This window comes from Streptomyces sp. NPDC029014, from assembly GCF_055564695.1.
Window position 1 is genome coordinate 1 of sequence record NZ_JBVHVT010000048.1, and the last position, 23632, is coordinate 23632.

Annotated in this window: 23 protein-coding genes and 1 pseudogene; 9 read left to right on the forward strand and 15 right to left on the reverse strand. The window is 76.0% G+C overall.

Annotation, left to right across the window (positions count from 1 at the left end; all coding sequences use genetic code 11):
• Positions 1–213: 213 nt before the first annotated feature.
• Positions 214–1332 (reverse strand): DUF4349 domain-containing protein, encoded by a 1119-nt coding sequence (locus ACZ4VL_RS24885; RefSeq protein ID WP_468203965.1) that lies wholly within the window; start codon positions 1330–1332, stop codon positions 214–216.
• Between the two features lie 149 nt (positions 1333–1481).
• On the opposite strand from ACZ4VL_RS24885, the gene hemG reads away from it, so the two are divergent.
• Both hemG and hemQ read left to right on the forward strand, forming a co-directional pair.
• Positions 1482–2933 carry a protoporphyrinogen oxidase gene (hemG, locus tag ACZ4VL_RS24890; RefSeq protein WP_468203967.1) on the forward strand — a complete coding sequence of 484 codons (1452 nt, stop codon included), beginning with the start codon at positions 1482–1484 and terminating at the stop codon, positions 2931–2933.
• A 23-nt stretch (positions 2934–2956) separates the two neighbouring features.
• Positions 2957–3670, forward strand: a complete 714-nt coding sequence (gene hemQ / locus ACZ4VL_RS24895) for a hydrogen peroxide-dependent heme synthase (protein ID WP_361089588.1) — start codon at positions 2957–2959, stop codon at positions 3668–3670.
• A 99-nt stretch (positions 3671–3769) separates the two neighbouring features.
• Here the strand turns inward: hemQ and ACZ4VL_RS24900 are convergent, their stop codons facing one another.
• From ACZ4VL_RS24900 to ACZ4VL_RS24915, 4 genes are all read right to left on the reverse strand, one after another.
• Complete coding sequence (locus ACZ4VL_RS24900; protein ID WP_468203970.1) at positions 3770–5545, reverse strand: alpha/beta hydrolase; 1776 nt, start codon at positions 5543–5545, stop codon at positions 3770–3772.
• A 106-nt stretch (positions 5546–5651) separates the two neighbouring features.
• Positions 5652–6722, reverse strand: a complete 1071-nt coding sequence (locus tag ACZ4VL_RS24905) for a TIGR04222 domain-containing membrane protein (protein ID WP_468203973.1) — start codon at positions 6720–6722, stop codon at positions 5652–5654.
• The gene (locus tag ACZ4VL_RS24910; protein ID WP_468203975.1) at positions 6719–7990 is read right to left on the reverse strand and encodes an MbnB/TglH/ChrH family RiPP precursor modification enzyme; all 1272 of its coding nucleotides are present in this window, start codon (positions 7988–7990) and stop codon (positions 6719–6721) included. The genes ACZ4VL_RS24905 and ACZ4VL_RS24910 overlap by 4 nt, the downstream gene beginning before the upstream one ends.
• A gap of 265 nt (positions 7991–8255) precedes the next feature.
• Positions 8256–9014 carry an aminoacyl-tRNA hydrolase gene (locus ACZ4VL_RS24915; protein ID WP_468203978.1) on the reverse strand — a complete coding sequence of 253 codons (759 nt, stop codon included), beginning with the start codon at positions 9012–9014 and terminating at the stop codon, positions 8256–8258.
• 71 nt (positions 9015–9085) lie between these two features.
• On the opposite strand from ACZ4VL_RS24915, the gene ACZ4VL_RS24920 reads away from it, so the two are divergent.
• From ACZ4VL_RS24920 to ACZ4VL_RS24930, 3 genes are read left to right on the forward strand one after another with little or no spacing between them, the layout of a single operon-like run.
• Positions 9086–9763: an AIM24 family protein gene (locus ACZ4VL_RS24920; protein WP_468203980.1), complete on the forward strand. Its 678-nt coding sequence runs from the start codon at positions 9086–9088 to the stop codon at positions 9761–9763.
• Positions 9760–10683 carry an ABC transporter ATP-binding protein gene (locus ACZ4VL_RS24925; protein ID WP_468204077.1) on the forward strand — a complete coding sequence of 308 codons (924 nt, stop codon included), beginning with the start codon at positions 9760–9762 and terminating at the stop codon, positions 10681–10683. Before ACZ4VL_RS24920 ends, ACZ4VL_RS24925 begins: the two co-directional genes overlap by 4 nt.
• Entirely contained in the window at positions 10680–11363 is a 684-nt protein-coding gene (locus ACZ4VL_RS24930; RefSeq protein ID WP_468203982.1) for an ABC transporter, read from the forward strand. Before ACZ4VL_RS24925 ends, ACZ4VL_RS24930 begins: the two co-directional genes overlap by 4 nt.
• An 18-nt stretch (positions 11364–11381) precedes the next feature.
• Here ACZ4VL_RS24930 and ACZ4VL_RS24935 read toward each other — a convergent pair whose 3' ends face one another.
• From ACZ4VL_RS24935 to zapE, 4 genes are all read right to left on the reverse strand, one after another.
• Positions 11382–12296 carry a polysaccharide deacetylase family protein gene (locus tag ACZ4VL_RS24935; protein ID WP_468203985.1) on the reverse strand — a complete coding sequence of 305 codons (915 nt, stop codon included), beginning with the start codon at positions 12294–12296 and terminating at the stop codon, positions 11382–11384.
• 172 nt (positions 12297–12468) lie between these two features.
• Complete coding sequence (locus ACZ4VL_RS24940; RefSeq protein ID WP_468203987.1) at positions 12469–13818, reverse strand: alkaline phosphatase PhoX; 1350 nt, start codon at positions 13816–13818, stop codon at positions 12469–12471.
• A 729-nt stretch (positions 13819–14547) separates the two neighbouring features.
• Complete coding sequence (locus tag ACZ4VL_RS24945) at positions 14548–14973, reverse strand: OsmC family peroxiredoxin (protein WP_468203989.1); 426 nt, start codon at positions 14971–14973, stop codon at positions 14548–14550.
• 77 nt (positions 14974–15050) lie between these two features.
• Positions 15051–16160, reverse strand: a complete 1110-nt coding sequence (gene zapE / locus ACZ4VL_RS24950) for a cell division protein ZapE (protein ID WP_468203991.1) — start codon at positions 16158–16160, stop codon at positions 15051–15053.
• Between the two features lie 36 nt (positions 16161–16196).
• On the opposite strand from zapE, the gene ACZ4VL_RS24955 reads away from it, so the two are divergent.
• The 4 genes from ACZ4VL_RS24955 (at position 16197) to msrB (ending at position 19640) form a co-directional block, all read left to right on the forward strand.
• On the forward strand, positions 16197–17048 hold the full coding sequence (locus tag ACZ4VL_RS24955) for a pyrimidine reductase family protein (protein ID WP_468203993.1): 852 nt from the start codon (positions 16197–16199) through the stop codon (positions 17046–17048).
• Positions 17049–17182: 134 nt separating this feature from the next.
• On the forward strand, positions 17183–17650 hold the full coding sequence (locus ACZ4VL_RS24960) for an indole-3-glycerol phosphate synthase (protein ID WP_468203995.1): 468 nt from the start codon (positions 17183–17185) through the stop codon (positions 17648–17650).
• A 135-nt stretch (positions 17651–17785) separates the two neighbouring features.
• Entirely contained in the window at positions 17786–19186 is a 1401-nt protein-coding gene (gene murC, locus ACZ4VL_RS24965; protein WP_468203997.1) for a UDP-N-acetylmuramate--L-alanine ligase, read from the forward strand.
• Positions 19187–19232: 46 nt separating this feature from the next.
• On the forward strand, positions 19233–19640 hold the full coding sequence (msrB, locus tag ACZ4VL_RS24970) for a peptide-methionine (R)-S-oxide reductase MsrB (protein ID WP_468204001.1): 408 nt from the start codon (positions 19233–19235) through the stop codon (positions 19638–19640).
• A 38-nt stretch (positions 19641–19678) separates the two neighbouring features.
• On the opposite strand, the gene ACZ4VL_RS24975 is transcribed toward msrB, so the two are convergent.
• The 6 genes and pseudogenes from ACZ4VL_RS24975 to ACZ4VL_RS25000 all read right to left on the reverse strand — a co-directional run bounded on the left by ACZ4VL_RS24975 (position 19679) and on the right by ACZ4VL_RS25000 (position 23222).
• On the reverse strand, positions 19679–19936 hold the full coding sequence (locus tag ACZ4VL_RS24975) for a response regulator transcription factor (RefSeq protein WP_468204003.1): 258 nt from the start codon (positions 19934–19936) through the stop codon (positions 19679–19681).
• Positions 19933–20364: pseudogene (locus ACZ4VL_RS24980) on the reverse strand (helix-turn-helix transcriptional regulator); the annotation flags it as partial. The gene ACZ4VL_RS24975 and the pseudogene ACZ4VL_RS24980, both read right to left, overlap by 4 nt.
• 23 nt (positions 20365–20387) lie before the next feature.
• Positions 20388–20558, reverse strand: a complete 171-nt coding sequence (locus tag ACZ4VL_RS24985; RefSeq protein WP_468204006.1) for a hypothetical protein — start codon at positions 20556–20558, stop codon at positions 20388–20390.
• Between the two features lie 8 nt (positions 20559–20566).
• Positions 20567–20881 (reverse strand): hypothetical protein, encoded by a 315-nt coding sequence (locus ACZ4VL_RS24990; RefSeq protein WP_468204008.1) that lies wholly within the window; start codon positions 20879–20881, stop codon positions 20567–20569.
• Positions 20882–20976: 95 nt separating this feature from the next.
• Positions 20977–21885 (reverse strand): NAD-dependent epimerase/dehydratase family protein, encoded by a 909-nt coding sequence (locus ACZ4VL_RS24995; RefSeq protein ID WP_468204010.1) that lies wholly within the window; start codon positions 21883–21885, stop codon positions 20977–20979.
• Entirely contained in the window at positions 21882–23222 is a 1341-nt protein-coding gene (locus ACZ4VL_RS25000) for a cytochrome P450 (RefSeq protein WP_468204013.1), read from the reverse strand. Before ACZ4VL_RS25000 ends, ACZ4VL_RS24995 begins: the two co-directional genes overlap by 4 nt.
• Between the last annotated feature and the right edge of the window lie 410 nt (positions 23223–23632).

Below are 23632 nucleotides of genomic sequence, written 5' to 3' on the forward strand. Positions count from 1 at the left end.
CAGAATGGACTCCTCAAGAGAGGTGAAGGTGGGAAGCCCCCCCCCTAAAAGGTGCTGACCCCCCCCTCCGCCTGCCCCTCAGCCCGCCGGGCCTGCGACGCGGCGGACATCCCCGCCGCGTCGCCGCCGATCACCACCAGTCGTTCCGCTGCCATCGTCCGCACCGTCCCTCCACAGCCGTTCCTGGGGAACACGCTACGGGCGTACGGGTGTTCAGTCCGCCATGCGCGGTGATTCCGTCGGGTCCGCGTCCGGGTCCGGGGTCGGGTCCGCGTCCGGGTCCGGGTTCGGGTCCGGGTTCGGGGCCGGTGGGCGGGGTTGCGCCGGGACCGGGCGGGCGGTCGGCGTGAGCCCCGACTTCGGTGCCGGCGGGCGCAGTCGCCGGTACAGCCGGAACGCCAGCGCGCCCAGCGCGGCCGTCACCGCGAACGGCAGCACCACGGCCACCACCAGCACCACGTACCGCAGGACGGTCGTGAAGGCCTTCCAGCCGCCCGCCAGGGCGCCCGTGACGGACGGCGGCGCGTCCTCCTTCTCCTGCGCCGGCTCGTCCGCCGGCTCGGAGACCTCCACCGTGATCGTGCCCATCGAGGTCTGGTCCCGCAGTGCGTTCTGCTGGGCGAGCAGCGCCTCCAGGTCCGACTGGCGCTTGGAGAGCTCGCCCTCCAGCATCACCACGTCGCCGAGCGCGGTGGCCTTCTCCATCATCTCCCGCACCCGCGCCACGCTCGCCTGCTGCGACTTGACCCGGCTGTCGACGTCCGCGACCTTCTCGGTCACGTCCTGCGCCTCTACCTTCCGGTGGAGCAGCTTGCCGCTGCCCTCCAACGCACCGAGCACCGCGTCGAACCGGTCCGCGGGCACCCGCAGGGTCAGCGTGGACCTGATCCGACCGTTCTCGCCGCGCTGCGTGGACTCGTTGCCCACGTACCCGCCCGCGCCCTCCGCCGCCGTACGGGCCGACGCCAGCACCTTCGCCGCGTCCTGCGTCTCGATGCCGACGTTCGCGGTCCGGATGACCTGCGGGCGGACCGCGGCCGGTGCCTTCTGGCTCCCGGCCGCGCCCTCCGCCGGTGCCGGGGCGGCCGCGCCCGCGCCCGCGCCCGGCTTGCCCTGGGCTGCCGGGCCCTGCGGGGCCACGGCCGCCTTGTCCGCCGAGGCCGTGCCGGGGCCGTCGGCGCCGCATCCGGTGAGCGTGAGTGCGAGTGCGCAGGTCAGGCCGAGGCCGGCCAGCGCCGCCGTGGCACGCCCGGTGCGTGAACGGCCCCTGGCGCGCGGGCCGTCGGGGCGGGCCGGGCCGACCGGGCCGTCCGGGTGGTTCTGAGTCTGCACTGCTGTCCCCCCAAGGGTTGCTGCCGCTGTGCCGTTTCGACGTCCACCGTCGCCCCACGGGTTTCGCTCCCGCGGTCCCGGGACGGTCCCGATGCGGTCACGGTCCGGCCTCGGTGATCGCCCGTTGATCGGTCTGAGACGATGTGTCCATGCACGAAGCGGACATGCGTACGGACCCGGCGGCGCCCGGGGCCCGCCACGCCGTCGTCATCGGCGGCGGCATCGCCGGCCTCGCGGCGGCCCACCGGCTGCTCGGCGCGGGCGTCGGCGTCACCCTGCTGGAGGCCGGGCCCCGGCTCGGTGGCAAGCTGTACGCCGGCGAGCTCGCCGGCGCCCCCGTCGACCTCGGCGCCGAATCCGTCCTGGCCCGCCGCCCCGAGGCCCTGGAACTGGCCCGGGCCGTCGGCCTCGGCGGGGCGTTGCAGCCGCCGGCCACCACCACCGCGCACCTGTGGACCCGTGGCGCGCTGCGGCCCATGCCGCGCGGTCACGTCATGGGCGTCCCCGGCGACCTGGCGCCGCTGGCCGAGTCGGGGGTGCTGTCCGCGGAGGGCCTGGCCCGGATCGAGGCCGAACGCGACCTGCCGCCCGCCGAGATCGGCGAGGACGTCGCCGTCGGCGCGTACGTGGCGGCCCGCCTCGGCCGGGAGGTCGTCGACCGGCTCGTCGAGCCCCTCCTCGGCGGGGTCTACGCCGGTGACGCCTACCGCCTGTCGATGCGCGCCGCCGTGCCCCAGCTCTTCGCGGCCGCCCGGGCGCACGCCTCGCTCGCCGAGGCCGTACGGGACGTCCAGCGCCGGGCCGCGGAGCAGCCGCAGCAGGCCGGCCCCGTCTTCTCGGGCATCGAGGGCGGCATCGGGCGGCTCCCGCAGGCCGTGGCCGACGCCTGCCGGGCCGCCGGCGCCCGGATCAGCACCGACACCCCGGTGCGCGGGCTCCGCCGGACCCCCGGGGGCTGGCAGGTCGTCACCGACACCGGCACCGTGGCCGCCGACGCCGTCGTGCTGGCCGTCCCGGCGGAGCCGGCCGCCCGGCTGCTGGACGGGCTCGCCCCGGCCGCGGCCGCCGAGCTGCGCACCGTCGAGTACGCGTCGATGGCGCTGGTCACCCTGGCGTTCCGGCGCTCCGAGCTGCCCGCCCCGATCACCGACGGCCGGGCCAGCGGGTTCCTCGTACCGCCGGTCGACGGGCGGACCATCAAGGCGTCCACCTTCTCCAGCAGCAAGTGGTCCTGGGCCGGCGCCGACCCCGACCTCTTCCTGCTGCGCACCTCCGTCGGCCGCTACGCCGACGAGGCCGACCTGGGCCGCGAGGACTCCGAGCTGGTCGACGTCTCTCTGCGGGACCTCGGCGAGGCGGTCGGCCTCGCCGCCCGCCCGGTGGCCTCCACGGTCACCCGCTGGGACGGCGGCCTGCCGCAGTACCCGGTCGGTCACCTCTCCCGGGTGGACCGGATCCGCACGGCCGTCGCGGCCCTGCCGGGCCTCGCCGTGTGCGGCGCCCTGTACGACGGCGTCGGCATCCCGGCGTGCATCGCGAGCGCCGGGAAGGCCGCCGACGTGGTGATCGCCACGTTGGGCACCCCTGGCGCCGACCACTGATCAGCACACGGGACAATGGACACATGACTGCACCAGAGAAGATTCCCAACGCGGGGAAGAAGGCGAAGGACCTCAACGAGGTCATTCGCTACACCCTGTGGTCCGTCTTCAAGCTCAAGGACGTCCTCCCCGAGGACCGCTCCGGGTACGCGGACGAGGTCCAGGAGCTCTTCGACCAGCTGGCCGCCAAGGACATCACCGTCCGCGGCACCTATGACGTCTCCGGTCTGCGCGCGGACGCCGACGTCATGATCTGGTGGCACGCGGAGACCGCCGACGAGCTGCAGACCGCGTACAACCTGTTCCGCCGCACCAAGCTGGGCCGTGCGCTGGAGCCGGTGTGGTCGAACATGGCCCTGCACCGCCCGGCCGAGTTCAACAAGTCGCACATCCCGGCCTTCCTGGCCGACGAGGTCGCCCGCGACTACGTCAGCGTGTACCCCTTCGTGCGCAGCTACGACTGGTACCTGCTGCCGGACGAGGACCGCCGCCGCATGCTCGCCGACCACGGCAAGATGGCCCGCGGTTTCCCGGACGTCCGGGCCAACACCGTCGCCTCCTTCTCGCTGGGCGACTACGAGTGGCTGCTGGCCTTCGAGGCCGACGAGCTCTACCGCATCGTGGACCTCATGCGCCACCTGCGTGCCTCCGAGGCCCGTATGCACGTCCGTGAAGAGGTTCCGTTCTTCACCGGGCGCCGCAAGTCCGTCGCCGATCTGGTGGCCGGGCTCGCCTGAGACCTCCCCAGGGGGGAACGGCCGGAGGACTGACCTCCTCCGGCGGATCGGGAGGCACTGCCCCCGAAACGACGCAGCCGGAGATCCCGCCCCGGAAGTTCAGACGACCGGCGGCAGCAGAGCCCTGGGTACCGCGGGTACCTTCCCGGGCCCTGCTGCCCGGTCGTCCAGCGACACCGGTGCGGGCTCCGGATGCGGCGCACACGTGACACGCCACCCGGGGGTGGCCCCTGTCAGCAGGTACCGCTCCACGTGCCCGTCCACGCACGCACTGCGGCCGCCGACCACCCCGTGGGTGCCGGCCCCCGCCTCCGTGACCAGGGACGACCGCCGGCCGAGCCGCCGCTGGAGCTCCAGGGCCCCCGGGTACGGGGTCGCCCCGTCCCGCTCGGCCGCGACCACCAGCGTGCCGGGGAGCGCGGCCGGCTGCTCGCCGAGGACCGCCGCCGACCGCGCGCCGACCGCCACCGGCTGCTGCCGCTCGCGGACCGGCCAGTACGCGCACGGCAGGTTCAGGAAGGCGTTCGCCCACGTCTCGAACGGCGCCCGGCGCGCCAGCCGCGTGTTGTCGCGGTCCCAGACCGCCCAGTCCGCGGGCCAGGGCGCGTCGTTGCACATCACCGCCGTGTACACGGCCCGGGAGTTCTCCCGGGCGACCGCCGACGCCGGGTCCGGCCGGGCCTGTTCGGTCAGCGGGCCCGCGTCCCCGGCCAGGAACGCCGACAGCGCCGCCGCCCGCTCCGGCCACACCTCGTCGTAGTACGCGGCCCGGAGGTACGCCGACTGCAGCTCGCCCGTCCCGACGACCCCGCCCGCCGGGGTGCGGGCGACCGCGTCCCGTACCCGCTCGTAGCTCGCCTGCACGGCCCCCGGCGTGCTGCCGAGCCCGTACACCGCGTGGTGGCGGGCCGCCCAGGCGCGGAAGTCCTGCCAACGGCGCTCGAAGCCGGCCCCCTGGTCGAGGTTGTTGCGGTACCAGATCCGGCGCGGGTCGGGGTTCACGGCGGAGTCGAGGACCATCCGGCGGACCCGGCCCGGGTGGCGGGTGGCGTACACCGCGCCCAGGTAGGTGCCGTACGAGGCCCCCATGAAGGTCAGCTTCGGCTCGCCGAGCGCCGCCCGCAGCACGTGCAGGTCGCGGACGTTGTCGAGGGTCGAGTAATACGCCAGCGCCGCCCCCGACCGCTGCGCGCAGCCGCGGGCGTAGGCCCGGGCGGCGGCGATGCGGGCGCGCTTGTCCGCGGGCGAGGGCTCGGCCGGGAGCCGGGTGGGGCCGGCCTGGGCGGCGGCGGCCGGGTCCTCGCAGGACAGCGGGGCCGGGCCGGCGACGCCGCGCGGGGCGTAGCCGACGAGGTCGTAGGCGGCGCCGATGCGCTCCCATTCGGGCAGGTCGGCGACGAGGGGGAAGAACAGCCCGGAGGCGCCGGGGCCGCCGGGGTTGTAGACGAGGGCGCCCTGGCGGGTGGCGCCGCCGCGGCCGGTGGCGGGAACCCTGCTGACGGTGAGCGGGATCTGCGGGCCGTCGGGGCGGGCGTAGTCGAGGGGGACGCGGAGGGTCGCGCACCGCACGGGGGAGGGCAGTTCCTCCGCGGCCGGGCAGGGGCCGAAGGCCAGCCCGGCGCCGGCCGGCCGGAGGGCCAGCCGCCGGGCCACGGCCTCGGCCCCGGCGTCCGCGGCGGCGGCCCGGCGGGCGGCGTCCCCGCCGGCGGGCGGGGCGGCGGGGGTGGCGTGGGCCGGGGGCGGGCTGCCCAGGGTGGTGAGGCAGAGCAGGGCCGCGGCGGCGGCATGCCGGCGGCCGAGCAGGGTCCCCGTGGCTCTCGTGGCTCTCGTGGCCCTCGTGGCCCTCGTGGTCCCGGTGGTCCTCGTGGTCCCCATGACGGCCCGCCCTTCATCCTCGGATCATCCGATGAGATGTGCCGGGCGGGTGGTTGTACAGGACCCCCGCCGGGTGTCGGCCGCCCGTCGCCCGGTTGAGGGAGCGTCAGGAGCTGCTACTACTGCAGCTGGAACTGCTGGAGCAACTGGAGCTGCTGGAGCAACTCGAACTGCTGGAGCAACTCGACCCGCTGGAGCAGTTGGAACTGCTGCCGCAGCCCGAGCCGCCGGAGCAGCTCGACCCGCTGCTGCCGCAGCCCGAGCCTGATCCGGACCCGCCGGTGTCGCTGCCCGCGCACCAGACGACCGGCAGCACGTCCGGGGCGGAGGACCCGCAGCCGTCGTCCGAACCGGAGCGGCGGGGGCTGCCGGTGGCCCCGGAGCCGACGGATCCGGCGCGGCGGGAGCGGTGTTGGGCCGCGGCCAGCCGGGTGTCCCGGGCGGCCGGGACCAGCAGGGACTTCAGGTACGGGTCCTGCAGGCCGCCCAGCCCGAACAGGGCGGTCCGCACCTGCGGGCTGCCGTCGCCCCCGTACAGCACCCGCATCCCGGACAGGGCCTGCTGCCCGGCCGCGGTGATGCGCCGCTTGGCCCGTGACGCGCACACGGCGCCCACGACGAGGCCGATGATCAGGGCCGGGTACAGGCCGAGGAAGGCCGGGGCCGCGGAGGCGGAGCCCACCGTCACCGCGAAGAGGAACATCGGCACCGACAGGAACAGCAGGACCCCGCACACGACCGCCTGGATCCGGCCCCAGCGCCGCCACGTGCGCCCCCAGCCGGGCGGGGCGAGCAGCCCGCGGTGCGCCAGGACGTCGCCGGTCTCCTGGACAGAGGGGTCGATCATGGCGGCGTACCGCACCTGGTACAGCCAACCGGACGGGGCCTGCGCGTACGCCTGGAGCACGGCCCGCTCGGCCGGGTCGGCGGCCCGGGCCCCGGGCCGGACCTGGACGATGCCGGGTCCGCCCGCGGCCATCCGGCCGTCGCACAGGAGCGAGACGAGCGCGGTGTCCACGACCCCGCCCGGCCCGCCGGTGAGGAACGCGGCCTCGGACAGGTCGTGCAGCCGCGGAGCCGGGTCCGTCGTACGCGGCCGGCCGCGCCGCAGCCCGGAGACGAGCAGCAGCGAGGAGACGAGGACGGCGATGCAGAGGCCGAGGACGAAGGAGCTCACGCGGCCCTCCCCAGCAGGGTGCGGGCCCAGCGCACGATGCGCCGCGGCGGCCTCGCCCCGGCCCGCTCCTGCCACCAGGCCGTGAGCCGGCGCCGGGCGGCGGGGTCGGCGGGCAGGTCCCGGATCAGCAGGTCCTCGGCGAAGTCGAGGGCGTCCCGGCGGTAGCCGCCGGTCATGGGGCGGGTGCGGGCGTACGCGAGGAAGGCCGTGCGGAACGGCGCCCGCCCGCCCAGGATCCCGGGCAGCTCGGGGGCGATCTTCGCGACGACGTCGGCCCGCTTCGCGGCCAGGGCGCGCGCCTGCACCCGTACGCGCTGCCGGTCGAAGCCCTCGGGTACGGGCGTTCCGGCGACCAGCGCGGACAGCAGCGCGGCCTGCTCCAGCCCGACCCGCATCCGGGCGGCGCCCGGGTCCGCCACCGCGGGGCCGCCCGCGCCCGCGACGGGCGGGGCCGGCTGCGCGGCGGTGTCGAGGGCCGCGCGGATGACGTCCAGCTCGGCGGCGAGCTCCTCCTCCGCCGGGAAGTCGTCGTCGCGCTCCAGCAGCACCCCCGCCGGGGCCGTCCGCCGGCCCAGCTCCGCCAGGACGTCCAGCACGGCGGGCGGCACCGGGTGCGCGTGCGTGTCGTGCCACACCCCGTCCCGCTCGACGCCCCCGGCGACGTGCACGTACGCCAGCGCCTCCAACGGGATCCCGTCCAGCACCGCGGCCGGGTCCTCGCCGCGGTTGATCCGGTTGGTGTGCAGGTTGGCGACGTCGATCAGCAGCCGGACCCCGGTCCGCTCGACGAGCTCCGTCAGGAACTGCGCCTCCGTGAGCTCCTCGCCGGGCCAGCGGACGAGCGCGGCGATGTTCTCCAGCGCGAGCGGCACCGGCAGGGCGTCCTGCGCGATCCGGACGTTCTCGCACAGCACGTCGAGGGCCTCCCGGGTCCGCTGCACCGGCAGCAGGTGGCCGGCCTCCAGCGCCGGCGAGGAGGTCCGTACGAACGCGATGTGCTCGGTGACCAGCGGCGCCCCCAGGGCCGCCGCCCGCTCGGCCAGCGCGGCCAGCTTCTGCGCGTCGGGCCGGTCGGCTCCGCCGAGGCCCAGCGAGACCCCGTGCGGCACGACCCGCACCCCGCGGTCGAGCAGCCGCAGCAACGGGTCGGGCAGGTGGCCGGGGCAGATGTTCTCGGCCACCACCTCGACCCAGTCCAGGCCGGGCAGCCGCTCGATCGCGTCGGCGATCTCAGGCCGCCAGCCGATGCCCACCCCCAGTCGTGCCATGGGCTTCATGTCCCCTTGCCCCCTCTCAGCGGTCCGCGTACGGGCCCGTGTGCCGGTGTCATGACCCCGCCGGAGCAGGGCCAACCACGGGAAGGGGACGTTCAGAGCAACATTTGAGGTTCCAGCCACGGCCCCCCGATTCCCCACCCGACCCACGGGCGGGTTCGGCCGGCGGGCATGAGGACCAGGCCCGCAGCAGCACCGTGCGCGACCCGCTGATGTCCCGCGTGGCCGCCAGAACGCGGTGGGCGGGCGGGGGCCGGGGTCAGTGGGGTGTCGGGCGGGAGCGGAGGGACGGGTGGTCGGCGATGACCGTGGCCGAGCCGGGGGCGATCTCCGTGAAGCCCGCGTCACGGACGAGGGGGAGGCCGCTCGCGGTCAGGGTGGGCCAGGCGGCGCGGTCCGCCGTGCGGACCTGGAGGGGGAAGCCCGACCGCTGCCAGGCCGCCCGTTCCGCGGTGGTCAGTTCCCACCAGGCGAGCTGGGCCGCGTGGCCGGCCTGGGCCATGGCCTTGCCGGCGGACATCTCCAGGTCCGGGTTGAGCCAGAGGACCGGGACCTCCGGGGTGGGCGGGGCGGGCGGGGCCTGGTCGTCCAGGTCGGTGCCGGACACCTGGAGCTTGGCCAGTTCCTTGGGCCAGCCGTCGAGCGGGATCGGCGGGAAGACCCGTACCTCCGCCGCTGCGCCGTGCACCGTGATGCCGGGCAGGGTGCCGGCCTTGCGCCACTCCGCGCCGCGCGCCCGCCGCACCACCTTCCGGATCCGCGCGTCCTGCCAGTCGCGCACCGCCGCGGCCCACTCGCCCTCGCCGTCCGCCCGCTCGTCCGACAGCAGGACCAGCACCGCGCGGGCCGCCGTCTCCAACGCGTCCGTGCGGGCCGGGGGTTCGGCCTTCTCGATCCGTACGACCAGGGGCAGCACGAACTGCGGCGCATCGTCGCGGGCGATGCGCCCCTGCCGGAACGGGCTGTCGGCGCCCACGGCGGGTACGTGTGAAGTGTGGTGCGTGTCCTGGCTGCTCATCCTGCCAAGGATGCCAGGTTCCGCCTCCAGGATGATGCCGAGGGGGTGCAGGCCGGGTGAGGATCGGGCTCATGAAGAGCGACCTTTTCTCGTCCGAGAATCTCGTCCGGCCCGCGGACGCTTCCGGCATGTCCCTGCAGAACGCCAAGTCGGTGAAGTACGCCGTCAACGGCGAGATGTTCGCCCGGCAGGGCTCGATGGTCGCCTTCCGCGGCAACCTCCAGTTCGAGCGCAAGAGCCAGGGCATAGGAGGCATGCTCAAGCGTGCCGTCACCGGCGAGGGCCTGCCGCTGATGTCCGTACGGGGCCAGGGCGAGGCCTGGTTCGCCCACCAGGCCGGCCACTGCTTCATCGTGGACTTCGAACCGGGCGACGCCCTGACCCTCAACGGGCGCAACGTCCTGTGCTTCGACTCCACCCTCGCCTACGAGATCAAGATGATGAAGGGCTCCGGCATGACCGGCGGCGGCCTCTTCAACAGCCTCTTCACCGGCACCGGCAAGCTCGCCGTGGTCTGCGACGGCCACCCGATCGTCATACCCGTCACCGCGCAGTCCCCGGTGTACGTGGACACGGACGCGGTGGTCGGCTGGAGCGCGCAGCTGGAGACCCACCTGCACCGCTCCCAGTCCATGGGCTCCATGCTGCGCGGCGGCTCCGGCGAGGCCGTCCAGCTGAAGCTGTCGGGCGAGGGCTTCGTCATCGTCCGGCCCAGCGAGGTCACCGAGGCGACGGCGGCCGCCCACTGAAGCTGACCGGCGTCGGACGCCGCCACGGGCCCCGGCGGCCCTGGGTGTTGCGCGGCGTCTGCCTGGAGCTGCCGCCGGGGGCGCTGGTGCGCATCGAGGGCCGCAACGGCGGCGGCAAATCGACGCTGATGCGGATCATCGCCGGGATCGACGCCCCGACGGAGGGGCGGGTCACCGGCCGTCCGCGCCGCACGGCCTTCGTGCCCGAACGCTTTCCGGCGGTCCTGCCGCTCACCGCGGGTTCCTACCTCACCCACATGGGACGGGTGCACGGGTTGCCGCGAGCCGAGGCCGCGCGCCGGGCCGCGTACTGGCTGGAGCGGTTCGGGGCCGGCGGGCACGCCCGCACCCCGCTCGCCGAACTGTCCAAGGGCAGCAGCCAGAAGGTCGCCGTCGCCCAGGCCCTGCTGCCCGAGCCGGGTCTGCTCGTCCTCGACGAGGCCTGGACCGGCCTCGACGCGCCCGCCCGCGTCGAGCTGGACCGGGCCGTCGCCGAGCGGACGGCCGCCGGCGGGGCGGTGGTCTTCGTCGACCACGACCCGGCGCGGCTCGCGGGCGCGCACTGCGCCCGGCACCGGGTGGAGGGGACCGGACTCGTCCCCGTGCCGGAGGTTCTGGTGGCCCCGGCGGTCCCCGAGGTCCCGGCGGTCCCCGAGGTCCCGGTGGTCCCGGAGGTCCCGGCACTGGAGAGCGTGTACGGGGCGGCCGGAGCCTGGCCCCGGCCGCAGACACGGGTGCGGATCCGGGCGGCGGCCGAAGCGGTCGGTGCGGCGCCGCCGCCGGGGCTGGACACCGCCTCGCTCACGCCCGACGGGAACCTGCTGGTCACGGTGGCCGAGGACCGGTCCGACGCCGTGCTGCACGCCCTGCTCACGGCGACGCCGCCCTGGCACGTCCGCAGCGTGGAGGAACTGTCATGACCGTCTTCGCCGGGCGGGCCCCGCTCCCCGGGCTGGTCCGCTACCAGAGCGCGCTGCTGCTGCGCTCGCAGCGGTGGCTCGGGCCGCTGCTGCTCTACGCCGCCTTCGTGGCCGCCGGGGTCCGGCCCGGGGAGCCGGTGCTCGACGCGCTGGGCTGGGCGGCGGCCGGGCTGGTGCCCGTCGCCGCCTGGCTGGTCCGGGTCTGCGTCACCGGCGAGCCCGACGCCGCGCGCGCTTGCGCCGCCGCCGCGGCAGGTCCCGTACGGGTGCACGCGGCGGCCCTGCTGACCGCCCTGGGCGGGGCGTTGCTCGCCGGGGCGGCGGCCGCCGCGGCGGTGCTGCTGGTCGGCGGGCGCGCCGGGGTGCCGGCCGGGACGGCCGAGGCCGCCGCGGCCCTGGCGGTGTCGGCCTGTGCGCTGGTCGGCACGGCGGCAGGGGCGCTGGCCAGCCGGCCGCTGGTGCGCCCCACGGGCTTCGCGGTCCTGGCCGGCGGCCTGGGTTCGCTGGCCGCCCTGGGCCTGCCCGGATCCCCGGCCCGCATCGCGGTGACGGCCCTGGTGGTGGGATCCCGTACGGGCACGGTGGCGTCGGGCGGGCTGGCGGCGGCCGCCGCGTCGGCGCTGCTGCTCGCGTGCGGGGCGGGGGCGGTGGCCTGCCTGGTCGCGCGGCGGCGCGGCTGAGCAGGCCCGGCCCGGCCGTTACTTCCCGATGAGCTCGGACACCTTCACGAACCGGTAGCCGCGGTTGCGGAGCTCCGGGACGATCTTGCGGATGGCCTCCTCGGTGACCGGGGCGGCGCTGCGGGTGCAGTGCATGACCACCACCGAGCCCGGCTTCACCCCGGCGAGCACCTGCTGCGCCACCGCGTTCGGGTCCTTCGCGAAGGCGTCCCCGCTGACCACGTCCCACTGGACCGCGGTGACCTTGGCCGTGGACAGGGCCCGCAGCGCCTGGTCGTCGTAGCAGCCGCCGGGGAAGCGGAAGTAGGGGACGGTGTTGACGGCGCCCGCCGTGCGGAAGGCGGCGAAGGCCCGGTCCACGTCGGCCCGGGCGGCCGCGGCGTCGAGGGCGGGGAGCCCGTAGCAGGGGGACTTGAAGGCGTGGTGGCTGTAGGAGTGGTTGGCGATCTCGAAGTTCGGGTCGGTGCCGATCGCCTTCGCCTGGTCGGGGTACTCCTCGGCCCAGCGGCCCGTCATGAAGATCGTGGACGGCACCTTCAGGGTCCGCAGCGTGGAGATCAGCTGGGGGTTGTCGAAGTGCTCGCCGCCGGCGGCGCGCGGCCCCTGGTCCGAGGTCATGTCGGCGTCGAAGGTCAGGGCGACGGTCTTGTCGGTCTGCTGCTTCGCGCGTTCGAAGACCGGGGTGAGGCCGTTCGGGCCGAGCGGGAGCATCGCAGCCTTGCCGGGGCCGGCGCCGGGACCGGGTGCGGCGGACGGGGCGGACTCGGGGGTGTGGGGGGAGGACGCCGCCGGCGCGGGGGCGGCGGGGGTGCCCAGACGGGCCTGCCCGCCCTGGCCGGAGGGGGTGCCACCGCCTCCGCATCCGGCGAGGGCGGTGCAGAGCGCGGCACCGAGGGCGGCCGTGGCCACCGCATTGCGCACAGAAAGGGTCACGCAGGCAAAATATATGACGATCTGATCGACAGATGTTCGCGGCACGGGGGTGGGCAGGCCAATCCCCCGTCCGGCGCGGGCAGCGGCGTCGGCGGTGGGCGCCACGTCGGCGGGGACGCGGAGGGCGGAGGGCCGGGGTGCCGGTCCGGGCCCGGGTCGGGCCCGGACCGGGTCAGTGCCAGGGGCCGGTCACGGCGAAGGTGGTGCCGGGGGTGTAGGCGTTGACGTACATGGTGCGTCCGTCCGGGGAGAAGGTCACCCCGGCGAACTCGCCGTACTCCGGGGCCCCGGGCCCGCCGAGGTCGTCGGCGTTGCGGGCCACCGGGTAGACCTCGCCGCCCGGCGTGACCCCGAACACGTACTGGGCGCCGCCGCCGTCCTCGCACACCATCAGGCCGCCGTCGGGGGCCAGGCAGATGTTGTCGGGGGAGTCGCCGGGCAGCTGGACGTCGGTGGCCGGTCCGAAGACGACGTCCAGCCGGACGGTGCCCCGCTGCGGGTCGTGGAACCACACCTGGCCGTGGTGGTCGGCCGCGGACCCCTCGCTGCTGCGGGCGTAGCTGGAGACGAAGTGGACGCCGCCGTCGCCCCAGTAGCAGCCCTCCAGCTTCTGGGCGTGGGTGATGCCGCCCGGCCCGAAGTCCTGGAAGCGGATCGGGGTGCCGGCCGCCGAGGGGTCGGGTACGGGGACCCACTGCGCCGGGAACTCGGCGCCGGGCTCGGTGACCACGGACAGGTCCGGCACGCCCGGCACGCGCAGCGCCTCCAGGCGCCCGCCGGCCCGCAGGGAGCCGGGGCCGCCGAGGGGTTGCGCGGGCAGGAAGCGGAAGAAGAGCCCGAACGGTTCGACGAAGGCGTCCTCCGTCTCGTAGACGGTGCCGCGGTACGGGTCCACGGCGACGGCCTCGTGCGCGAAGCGGCCCAGGGCGGTCAGGGGGACGGCGCCGGAGCGGTGCGGGTCGGCCGGGTCGACCTCGAACACGTAGCCGTGGTCCCGGGTGTAGCCGGAGGTGCCCGCCCGGTCCTCGGTCTCCTCGCAGCTCAGCCAGGTGTTCCACGGGGTGCGGCCGCCCGCGCAGTTGACGGCGGTGCCGGCGAGGGCGACGCGCTCGGTGGTGACGGCGCCGGCCGGGTCGAGGTCGAGGAGGGTGCAACCGCCGAGGGCGGCGGGGTCGTAGGTCAGGCCGTCGACGGCCGGGACGCGCACGGAGGCGGTGGTCCGGTTCTCGTGGTTGCGGACGAGCCGGACCCCGCCGGCGGCGCCGGCGGCGAAGGCGGCCATGCCGTCGCAGTTGGCGGGCACGGTGCCCTCGCCGGAGCGCAGCGGGTCGCCGGCGCGGGACAGCACGCGGTACGTGAACCCGGCGGGGAGGTCGAGCAGGCCGTGCGGGTCGGGCAGGAGGGGCCCGTACCCGGCCCGGGCCCGGGCGGCGGCGCGCGGGTCGGCGGCGTGGAGCACGCCGATGCTCCCGGCGAGGGTGATGCCGGCGGCGGCGAGCAGACTGCGGCGGGAGAGGGACATGGCGGTTCCCGGGGCGAGGGCGGCAGTTGACCGGCCCGTGGTACCACGCCCGCCACCCCACCCCCGCGCACCCCGCCGCCCCCTCACCCCACCGGCCGCCCGACCCCCCCACCGGCCGCCCGAACCCCCGCGCCGCGCCCGGACCCCCGCCCCGCGCCCGAACCCCGCCCCGCGCCAGGAACTCCGGCGCCGCATCGAACACTCCACCCGTAGCGCCGACGCGGCACGCCGTAGCTCGGGGCGGATCCGGACCCGTGGCCGGGATTGCGGGGTTGCGGGGGCCGGGCAGGCCAGGACGGCCGGCGCAGCGGGTCGGCTCGTCCGGCTCGTCCGGCTCGTCCGGCTCGTCCGGTGGGCCCGGGTCGAGGCCGGGCGGCGGACCGGGCCCGGGCCACGACTCCGTGTATCCGGGCCGGTCCGCCGGAACCGGCGCGGGCCCTGCCGCTCGACGGGGTCACGGCGCGGGCGGGCGGGCCCGGGCGGGTCCCGGCGGGACCCAGGTGCCGCGCCGGGTAGGCGCGGACGTGGGCAGGGCGCGGACGGAACGCGGGTGCGCCCCGGTCGGACGTCCCGCGCGGCCGCGCCGGGCGCTCGTAGCGGGACCCGGCACGGCCCCGGCGGTACGGAGGTGTCGTACCGGGCGGGTGCGGGACGCGGGGGAGGCCCGGGCAGGGCGCCAGGGCGGCCCGGGGGCGGCCCCGGGCGGGTAGCCGGGGCCGTGGTGGGGCGTCAGGCGAGGTTGGCGCTCAGGGTGATGGTCGTGCCGGTCAGGGCCTGGCTCACCGGGCAGTTCTTCTTGGCGTCCTCGGCCGCGGCCTGGAAGGCCGCCTCGTCCAGCCCGGGGACGACGCCCTCCACCGTCAGGTGGATGCCGGTGATGCCCTCGCCCGGCTGGAAGGTGACGTCGGCCTTGGTCTCCAGGCGCTCCGGCGGCGTGCCCGCGCCGGCGAGGCCGTGGGACAGGGCCATCGAGAAGCAGCTGGAGTGCGCGGCCGCGATCAGCTCTTCCGGGCTGGTCTTGCCGTTCGCCGCCTCCGCGCGCGAGGGCCAGGAGACGTCGTACGACCCGATGCCCGAGGAGTCGAGGGTGACGACACCCTTGCCCTCCAGCAGGTTGCCTTCCCAGACGGTGTGTGCGTGACGGGTGGTGGCCATGATCGCGGTATCCCTTCGCAGGAAATTCGGTGAACGGCCGGTCCGCCCGTGAAGAATGCGGCCCGGCGCCCCCAAACCTACTGGCAGACCAGGGGTTTCGCGTCGCGCGCCAGGGCCGTGAGCCGGGATATGGCGCGGAAGTACTTCTTGCGGTAGCCGCCGTTCAGCATCTCTTCACTGAACAGCGCGTCGAACGGCACGCCCGAGGCGAGCACCGGTATCTCACGGTCGTACAGCCGGTCCGCGAGCACGACGAGCCGCAGCGCGGTCGACTGGTCCGGCACCGGGACCACGTCGGTGAGGCAGACCGCGGTTATGCCGTCGGTGAGGGCGCCGTACCGGCTCGGGTGCACCTTGGCCAGGTGGTCGAGGAGGCCGGGGAAGTCGTCGAGGCTCGCGCCCTCGGTGGCGTACGCGGCCTTCGCCACCTGCTCGTCCGAGAACGGCGCCGGCGCCTCCGGCAGCCCGCGGTGGCGGTAGTCCTGGCCGTCGATGCGCAGCGGCCGGAAGTGGGCGGAGAGGCCCTGGATCTCGCGCAGGAAGTCCGCGGCCGCGAACCGGCCCTCGCCGAGCTTGCCGGGCAGCGTGTTGGAGGTGGCGGCGAGCGCCACGCCCCGTTCGACGAGCCGGCTGAGCAGCGAGGAGACGAGCACGGTGTCGCCCGGGTCGTCCAGCTCGAACTCGTCGATGCACAGCAGCCGGTGCCCGCCCAGGGTGTCCACGGTCTGCTGGAAGCCGAGGGCGCCGACCAGGTTGGTCAGCTCCACGAAGGTGCCGAAGGCCTTCAACGCGGGCTCGGCCGGGGTGGCGTGCCACAGGGAGGCCAGCAGGTGGGTCTTGCCGACGCCGTAGCCGCCGTCGAGGTACACCCCGCGGGGGGCGGCGGGGGCCGCGGCCTTCGGGGTGCGGGAGAACCAGCGGCGCTTGCCGGAGCCGGTGGCGTGCGCGCCGCCCAGCCCGGCGGCGAAGCCGCTGAGGACGGTGACCGCCTCGGTCTGGCTCGGCTGGGTGGGGTCGGGCACGTAGGTGTCGAAGCGCACCGAGTCGAAGCGCGGCGGGGGCACCATCTCGGCCACCAGCCGTTCGGCGGGCACCCGGGGCTCGCGGGCGCACAGGGACTGCGGGCCCGCGTCGGCTATCGGGGATCGCCCGTGGGTGGAACCGGAGGCGGAGAGTGATGTTGGCACAGCTCCTCACTGTACGCGGCGTGGCACACTGCACCGATGCGACGCCTGTTCCCTGTGACCGATCAGACACCCGGCCCCGCTGACCGCCCCGCTGACCGCCCCGCGGCCCGTTCCGCGGCGCGCCCCACGGACGGCTCCGCCCCCCTCCCCGCGCACTCCGAGGACCGCGAGTGGTCGCTGGACGAGCTGGCGGAGGCCTACGCGTACCCCGAGATCGGGCCGGACGGCCACTGGCTGCGGGCCAACATGGTGTCGACCCTGGACGGGGCCGCCCAGCACGACGGCCGCTCGCAGCCGATCTCCGGCGAGACCGACATGCGGATCTTCGGAACCCTGCGGGGGCTGGCCGACGTGGTGATCGCCGGCGCGGAAACGGTTCGCCAGGAGGGCTACCGCCCGGCCCGGGCGCGGGAGGCCTTCGCCGCGCGCCGCGCGGCCGCCGGGCAGGGGCCCGCGCCCGCCATCGCCGTGGTCACGGCCGGGGCGGACCTGGACTACTCGCTGCCGCTGTTCACCTCCCCGCTGGTGCCGACGCTGCTCGTCACCGGTGCCGGCGCGCCCTCCGACAAGGTGGCCGCCGCGGCCAAGGCCGGGGTCGAGATCGTCGTCGCCGGGGACGGGGCCGCCGTGGATCCGGCCCGTGCGGTACGGGAGCTCGCGGACCGCGGGCTGCGCCGCCAGCTCACCGAGGGCGGGCCCCGGCTGCTGGGCCAGTTCGTGGCCGCGGACGTGCTCGACGAGCTGTGCCTGACGATCTCCCCGATGCTCACGGCCGGTGACGCCCAGCGCATCGCCGGAGGGCCCGCGGTGGCCGTGCCGCACCGGCTCGCGCCGGCCTCCGTGCTGGAGGAGGCCGGGTTCCTCTTCACCAGCTACCGTCGGATCTGACAAAAGCGGAATTCCTCGTTCCGCTCCACTTCCGCTGGGCACATATATCTGCGCACGCCCCGTGCGAGAGCGGGGCAGGATGGTTTCCGCAGGGCGCGGCCGCCCGGTCGCGGCCCATGGAGGAGAGGGCGTCCGTGTTCACGAGCGTTTTGATGATCGAGCAGCCGTTGACCGCCGTCGACGCGGACTTCGTCACCACCCTGCACGGGGACGACCCGGTCTCCTTCATCGTGCTCATGCAGCCCAGGGGCGATCAGGACCGGCTGCTGCGCGCCATCGACGACGTCGCCCTCGGCGAGCTGCCCGAGGCGATCCACGAGGCCGACATCCCCGAGGGGGACGCCGCGCTCGGCCCCGCCGAGCAGGCCCTCGCCCACTCCCTGGAGGTCCTGCGGAGAAAGGGGGCCCGGGCCGACGGGCAGATCGTGGAGCACCACCCGCTCGACAAACTGCGCGAGGTCGTCGAGGGTTCGAACGCCGACGAGGTGATCGTTCTGACCGCCCCGCACTTCGTCGAGGAGTTCTTCCACCGGGACTGGGCCTCCCGCGCCCGCCACAAGGTCGGGGTTCCCGTGCTCAAGCTCTTCGCCCACAACGAATAGGCTGGCGTCCGACACACCCGTCGAGCCCGTCGGGCCGGCCCGTACCGCGGGCCGTCCGGCAGACCCGCTCGGCACGCACGGACCATCCGCCCGTACCGCCCGTACCGCCCGACCCGCACCTTGGGGAGCCCCGATATGACGCCGCCGCCCGGCCTGCCGAACGCCATGGAACGCCCGCACTTCATCGGCATCGGCGGCGCCGGGATGTCCGGCATCGCGAAGATCCTCGCCCAGCGCGGCGCCCGCGTCGCCGGGAGCGACGCCCGCGACTCCGACACCGCCGGGGCGCTGCGCGCCCACGGTGCGACGGTGCACATCGGGCACGCCGCCGGCCACCTCGCCGACGACGCCACCTGCGTGGTCGTCTCCAGCGCGATCCGCGCCGACAACCCCGAGCTGGCCCGCGCCGCCGAGCTCGGCGTCCCCGTCGTGCACCGCTCCGACGCCCTCGCCGCCCTGATGGACGGCCTCCGGCCGATCGCCGTCGCCGGCACCCACGGCAAGACCACCACCACCTCGATGCTGGCGGTCTCCCTGTCGGCCCTCGGCCTGGACCCCTCGTACGCCATCGGCGGCGACCTCGACGCCCCGGGCTCCAACGCCCACCACGGCACCGGCGACATCTTCGTGGCCGAGGCGGACGAGAGCGACCGCAGCTTCCACAAGTACACGCCGCAGGTCGCGATCATCCTGAACGCGGAGCTCGACCACCACGCGAACTACGCGTCGATGGACGAGATCTACGAGTCCTTCGAGACCTTCGTCGGCAAGATCGTGCCCGGCGGCACCCTGGTCGTCGCCCACGGCCAGGCCGGCGCAGCCGAGATCGCCGCCCGCGTCAGCGGCAACCCCCAGCTGGTGATCACCACGTACGGTGAGGACGAGGGCTCCGACGTCCTGATCCGGAAGATCACCCCCCGCGGCCTGACCAGCGAGGTCTCGGTCGTCATCGACGGCCGCGAGATCGTCTTCACCGTCTCCGTGCCCGGCCGCCACTACGCGCACAACGCCGTCGCCGCCCTCGCCGCCGGCGTGGCCCTCGGCATCCCGGCCGAGGACCTGGCCTCCGCGCTCGGCAAGTACACCGGCGTCAAGCGCCGCCTCCAGCTCAAGGGCGAGGCCGCCGGCGTGCAGGTCATCGACTCCTACGCGCACCACCCCACCGAGATGACCGCCGACCTGGAGGCCATCCGCGGCGCTGCCGGCGACTCCCGGATCCTGGTCGTCTTCCAGCCGCACCTGTTCTCGCGCACGCAGGAGCTGGGCAAGGAGATGGGCCAGTCCCTCGCCCTCGCCGACTCCGCCGTGGTCCTGGACATCTACCCGGCCCGCGAGGACCCGATCCCGGGCGTCACCAGCGAGATCATCATCGCGGCCGCGCGCGCCGCGGGCGCCGACGTCACCGCCGAGCACGACAAGGCCGCCGTCGCCGAGGTCATCGCGGGAATGGCGAAGCCGGGTGATCTCGTTCTGACGATGGGCGCGGGAGACGTCACGGACCTCGGTCCGGCGATCCTGGCCCGCCTGTCCGGCTGACGGGCCGGACACGAGGGACACGGCAGGAAGAGGGAGCGGAAGAGTCATGGCGTACGAGGTCGAGAAGACGGACGAGCAGTGGCAGGCGGAGCTGACGCCGTCCGAGTACCAGGTCCTGCGGCTGGCGGGCACCGAGCCGGCGTTCCGCGGCGAGTACACGGACACCAAGACGTCCGGCGTCTACAGCTGCCGGGCCTGCGGCGCCGAGCTCTTCCGCTCCACCGAGAAGTTCGAGTCGCACTGCGGCTGGCCGTCCTTCTACGACCCGAAGGACACGGACGCGGTCGAGCTGCGGGCGGACACCTCGCACGGCATGGTCCGTACGGAGGTCCTCTGCGCCCGCTGCGGCTCCCACCTCGGCCACGTGTTCGAGGGTGAGGGCTATCCGACCCCCACGGACCAGCGCTACTGCATCAACTCGATCTCGCTGCGCCTGACGCCGGACGAGGGCTGACCCCGGACGAGGGCCGACGCCCGTCGCCCCCGGCGGGGTCAGATCAGGCTGTGGCGGACGGCGCGGGCGACCGCGTGGGCGCGGTCGCGGGCCTGGAGGCGGCCCAGCAGCTCGTAGATCACGTTCTTGACGGTGTGTTCCGAGCAGGACAGGGTGCTGGCGATCACGGCGTTGCCGTGGCCTTCGGCCATCAGGGTGAGCACCGCCGGCTGGCGGGCCGTGAGCCGCGGCACGTCCGCGGCGGCCCCCGCCGCCCGGGGTCCGGCGGTGCGGGGCCGTACCGCCACGGCGGTCACAGCAGGCCCACCCGGAGGGCGTAGGCCACCGCGTGGGCGCGGTTGCGCAGGCGGAACCGTCGGGTGATGTCGTGCACGACGGTCGTCACGGTCCGCGGCGAGCAGCACAGCTGCTCGGCGATCTCGTTCGTCTCGTGGCCGTCGGCGACCAGCCGCAGCACGCTGCGCTCGCGTCCGGTCAGCCAGGCCGTGGCCTCCGGACCCGCCGGTCTGTCCGCGGCCGCCCGGCCGTCGGGGGCCGAGCGCTCCAGCAGCCGGTCCAGCAGGTCCGGGGGCAGGGTGCAGTCTCCGCGGGACGCGGCCAGTGCGGCCCGCGCCAGCCCGGCGGCGTCCGCCTCGCGGCGGCGCAGCAGCCCGCGGGCGCCGGCCGCGATCGCGTGCAGCGCACCGGCGGGGGTCAACCCGGCGGCGACCAGGACGACATCGGGCCCCTCCGGGGGTCTTCTAAGGCCTACCGCAGGCCCGCACGGATCCGCGCCCCCAGCGGGTCGCCCGCCCGGGCGGCGGCCCCGCCCTCCTCCGGCGCGCCCGCCGCGTCCCCGGACCCCGCCCGCTGCCCGTCCCGCACGGGCTCCGGGCGGGGCAGCGGCCGGCGGCGCCCATGGCGACGACGTCGGGTCACGTACTCCTTCAGGTGGCCGGGCCCTCGGCAGGGCAACCGTCCCCGTAGGTGTTCGCGAAGATCGGGTTGTCCGCCCTGTCGCTGAGGTGGAAGCAGTGGCCGTTGGCCCACACCGTCACCGAACCGGGCCGGTGCTCGACCTCGAACGGTTCGTCGTCGTACGTTCCGCTCCACGGCCCGTCACCCGCGGGCGAGTGGGTGACCACGACGCAGGTCTCCTCCGGCCGGATGCGGTGGACGTCCGCCCAGGGCTCCACGGTCAGCTCCAGCAGCTCCTCGCCGTCGTTGCTGACCACCAGCCTCGCCGTTCTCCCCGCGAACATCCGGACCCCCTCGCTCGTGCGGCGTCACGCGCGCCACTGCGCAGGACGCAGCGCACACGGCACGATCCTCACACGGGCGATCACCCGATCCGACGTCACCCCGGAGTCACCGGCAGGGTCGACAGGTAGTGGTCCAGGGTGTGGTGCGGGGTCCAGCCCTGGGTGTGGGCGCGGGTGAGGTCCAGGACCACGGAGTGGGCCAGTTGGTCCACCGCGTAGCGGCTCAGCAGCGGTTCGCCGCCGCGGGCCAGGGCCTCCGCGGCGCGGGCGGCCGTACGGGCCAGGCCCGGCGGGAGGTGGCGGATGCGGGCCGTGATGCCGTGGGCGCGCAGCACCCGGAGCACCGTGGCGTCGCGGGCGTACGGCTGCGCGTCGGCCACGTTGTACGCGCCCGGCGTCCAGCCGGCCGCCGCCAACGCCGCGTCGGCCAGGTTCTCCACCGCCGTCAGGCTGAGCAGGACGTCCGGGCCCGGCAGGAACAGGGTGCCCGCCCGCACCCGGGACACGATGCGGGGGAGCAGCGTCGTGTCCCCCGGGCCGTACACGGCCCGCGGCCGCAGCACCACCGCCCCCGCGGCGAGGGCCAGCGCCTCGCCCTCCGCCTTGGTCCGCCCGTACGCGTTCAGCTGGCCGGTGCGCGGATGGTCCTCGCCGACCAGGCTGCGGTCCGGGCGGGGGTCGTACACGCTCGCGCTGCTCACCCACACCACCGGCCTGCCGCCGGCGGCCCGGAGCAGCCGCTCGGTGCCGCCCACGTTGACCGCGTGCATCTCCGCCTCGGCCGGTGAGCCGGGGGCCGGGTCGCCGACCGCCGCCGCGCAGTGCACGACGAGGTCCGCCCCGGCCAGGTCCGGCAGTTCGCTCGCGGCGTCCCAGAAGCGGTGCTCCCCGACCGGTCCGGGCCGCCGGCCCACGCACACCACCTGCGCCCCGCGGGCGGCGGCCGCCCGGGCCACGTGCCCGCCGCAGAAGCCGCTCGCCCCCGTGACCGCGATCCGGATCACGCGCCCGCCCCCTTCACGGTGAGGACCCGCCAGCCGGGCAGGGCCGCCCGCCGGTCCACCCGGGCCCGGACGACCTGCGGCCGGTACGGGGCCAGCACCGCCAGTACGTCCGCCAGCTGGGCCCGGGCCAGCCGGGCGCCGGGGCAGGCGTGCGGGCCCGCACCGAACACCAGGCGGGCGTCGGCCGGGGCGGCCGGATCCAGGGCGTCGGGGTCGCGCCGGTGCGCGGCGGCGGCGTGCCGGGCGACCAGCAGCAGCCGGTCGCCGCCGCGGACCGGGCAGCCGCCGACGCTGCCGCCGTCGGCGGCCACCCGCGGCAGCACCGGCGAAGCCGCGGTCACCCGCAGCAACTCGTCGACCAGCCGCGGCAGCAGCTCCGGGTCGGCGGCCTGCTCCCACAGCCCGGCATCGGCACACCAGGCCACGGCCCGGGGCAGCGCAGCCACGGTGGTGTTCACGGCCGCCACCGCCACCATCGCCGCCAGCGCCCCGTCCACCTCTGGTGCTCCCGCGCCGGTGCCGGTGCCGGTGTGCGCCGCCGCAGCCGGACCCGCGCCCGGACCCGTGCCGGGGCCCGCGCCCGCGTACGGGCCGGTGCCCGGCCTCGTTCCCGGGGTCGGGCCCGTGTCCGTGGCGGGCACGGGCTGCGTGGGCGTGATCGTGCCCGTGCTGGTGCTCGGACCCTTGTGCGTGCCCGCGGCCGGGCCGGATTCGGCTGCCGTCCGGGGCGGGGCCTGCGGGGTGTGCCCGCCGCCGGCCGTGGCTCCGCCTCCGTCCAGCAGGTCGCGCAGGGTGCGGGTCGTGCGGGCGGCGGCCGCCGACGCGCCGGGGCGGGGGAGCCCCGGGAGGTGGTCGCGGACCGAGGCCGCCGCGGCGTCGGCGGCCGCGCGGGCCACCGCCACCGGTTCCGCGTCCGTGCCCAGGAGGTCGCGGACCACCGTCCCGGACAGCTCCCGGGCCAGGGCCACCAGGTCCACCTCGCCGCCCGAGGCGAGGGGCGCGAGCCGCCGCGCCAGCAACGGCCGCCATCCCGCCCGTAGTCGTTCCACCCCGGCCGCGCCGAGCCCGTCGGCCAGGGCGCGCCGGTCCGCCCGGTGGGCGCTGCCCTCCTGGTCGAACAGCACGCCGCCGCCGGGGGAACCGGACCCCGCCAGCGCCTCGCGCGCCGCGCCACCCGTGGTGCCGGTGGCGGTACGGTCGAGCGGGAGCCGGGTCAGGGCCTCCCGGTACGCGGCCGGGTCGTGGACCAGCAGGGTCCGCCCGAGCCGGCGCACCCCGCGCCCGCCCCGCGTGGCGGCGAGCAGCCCGAACAGCAGCGGATGGCTCCGCAGGTACACCTGACGGTCCCGCCGCCGCGCCCGCCGCGCCCGCCGGGCCGCCGCCGACACGCCCCCGCCGTCCGTGCCGGTACGAGCCCCTGCCGCGCCCGCGGTCGTGCCCGCCGTTCCGGGCTGCGGTTCCGTCGAAGTGCGGGGCGTCGTGTCGGCGTCCGCCGCCGTAGGGCGGGGCTCCGCGGGGCGGTCCGCCGCTGCGGGCCGGGGCTTCGCGGGGCGCTCTCCGCCTGCGTCCGTGCCCGTCGGCTCGGGCTGAGGCTCCGGCGGGGTGTTCGGTGTCGCCGGGCCCGTGGTCGTCGCCGGGCCCGCGGCCGTCAGCGGGCACCCCGCTGCGGGGAGGGAGGTGGCTCCGGGTGCGGCGCGGTGCGGCGTTGCGGGTCCCGGCACGGCCGGGAGGGGCGTGTCCCGTACCG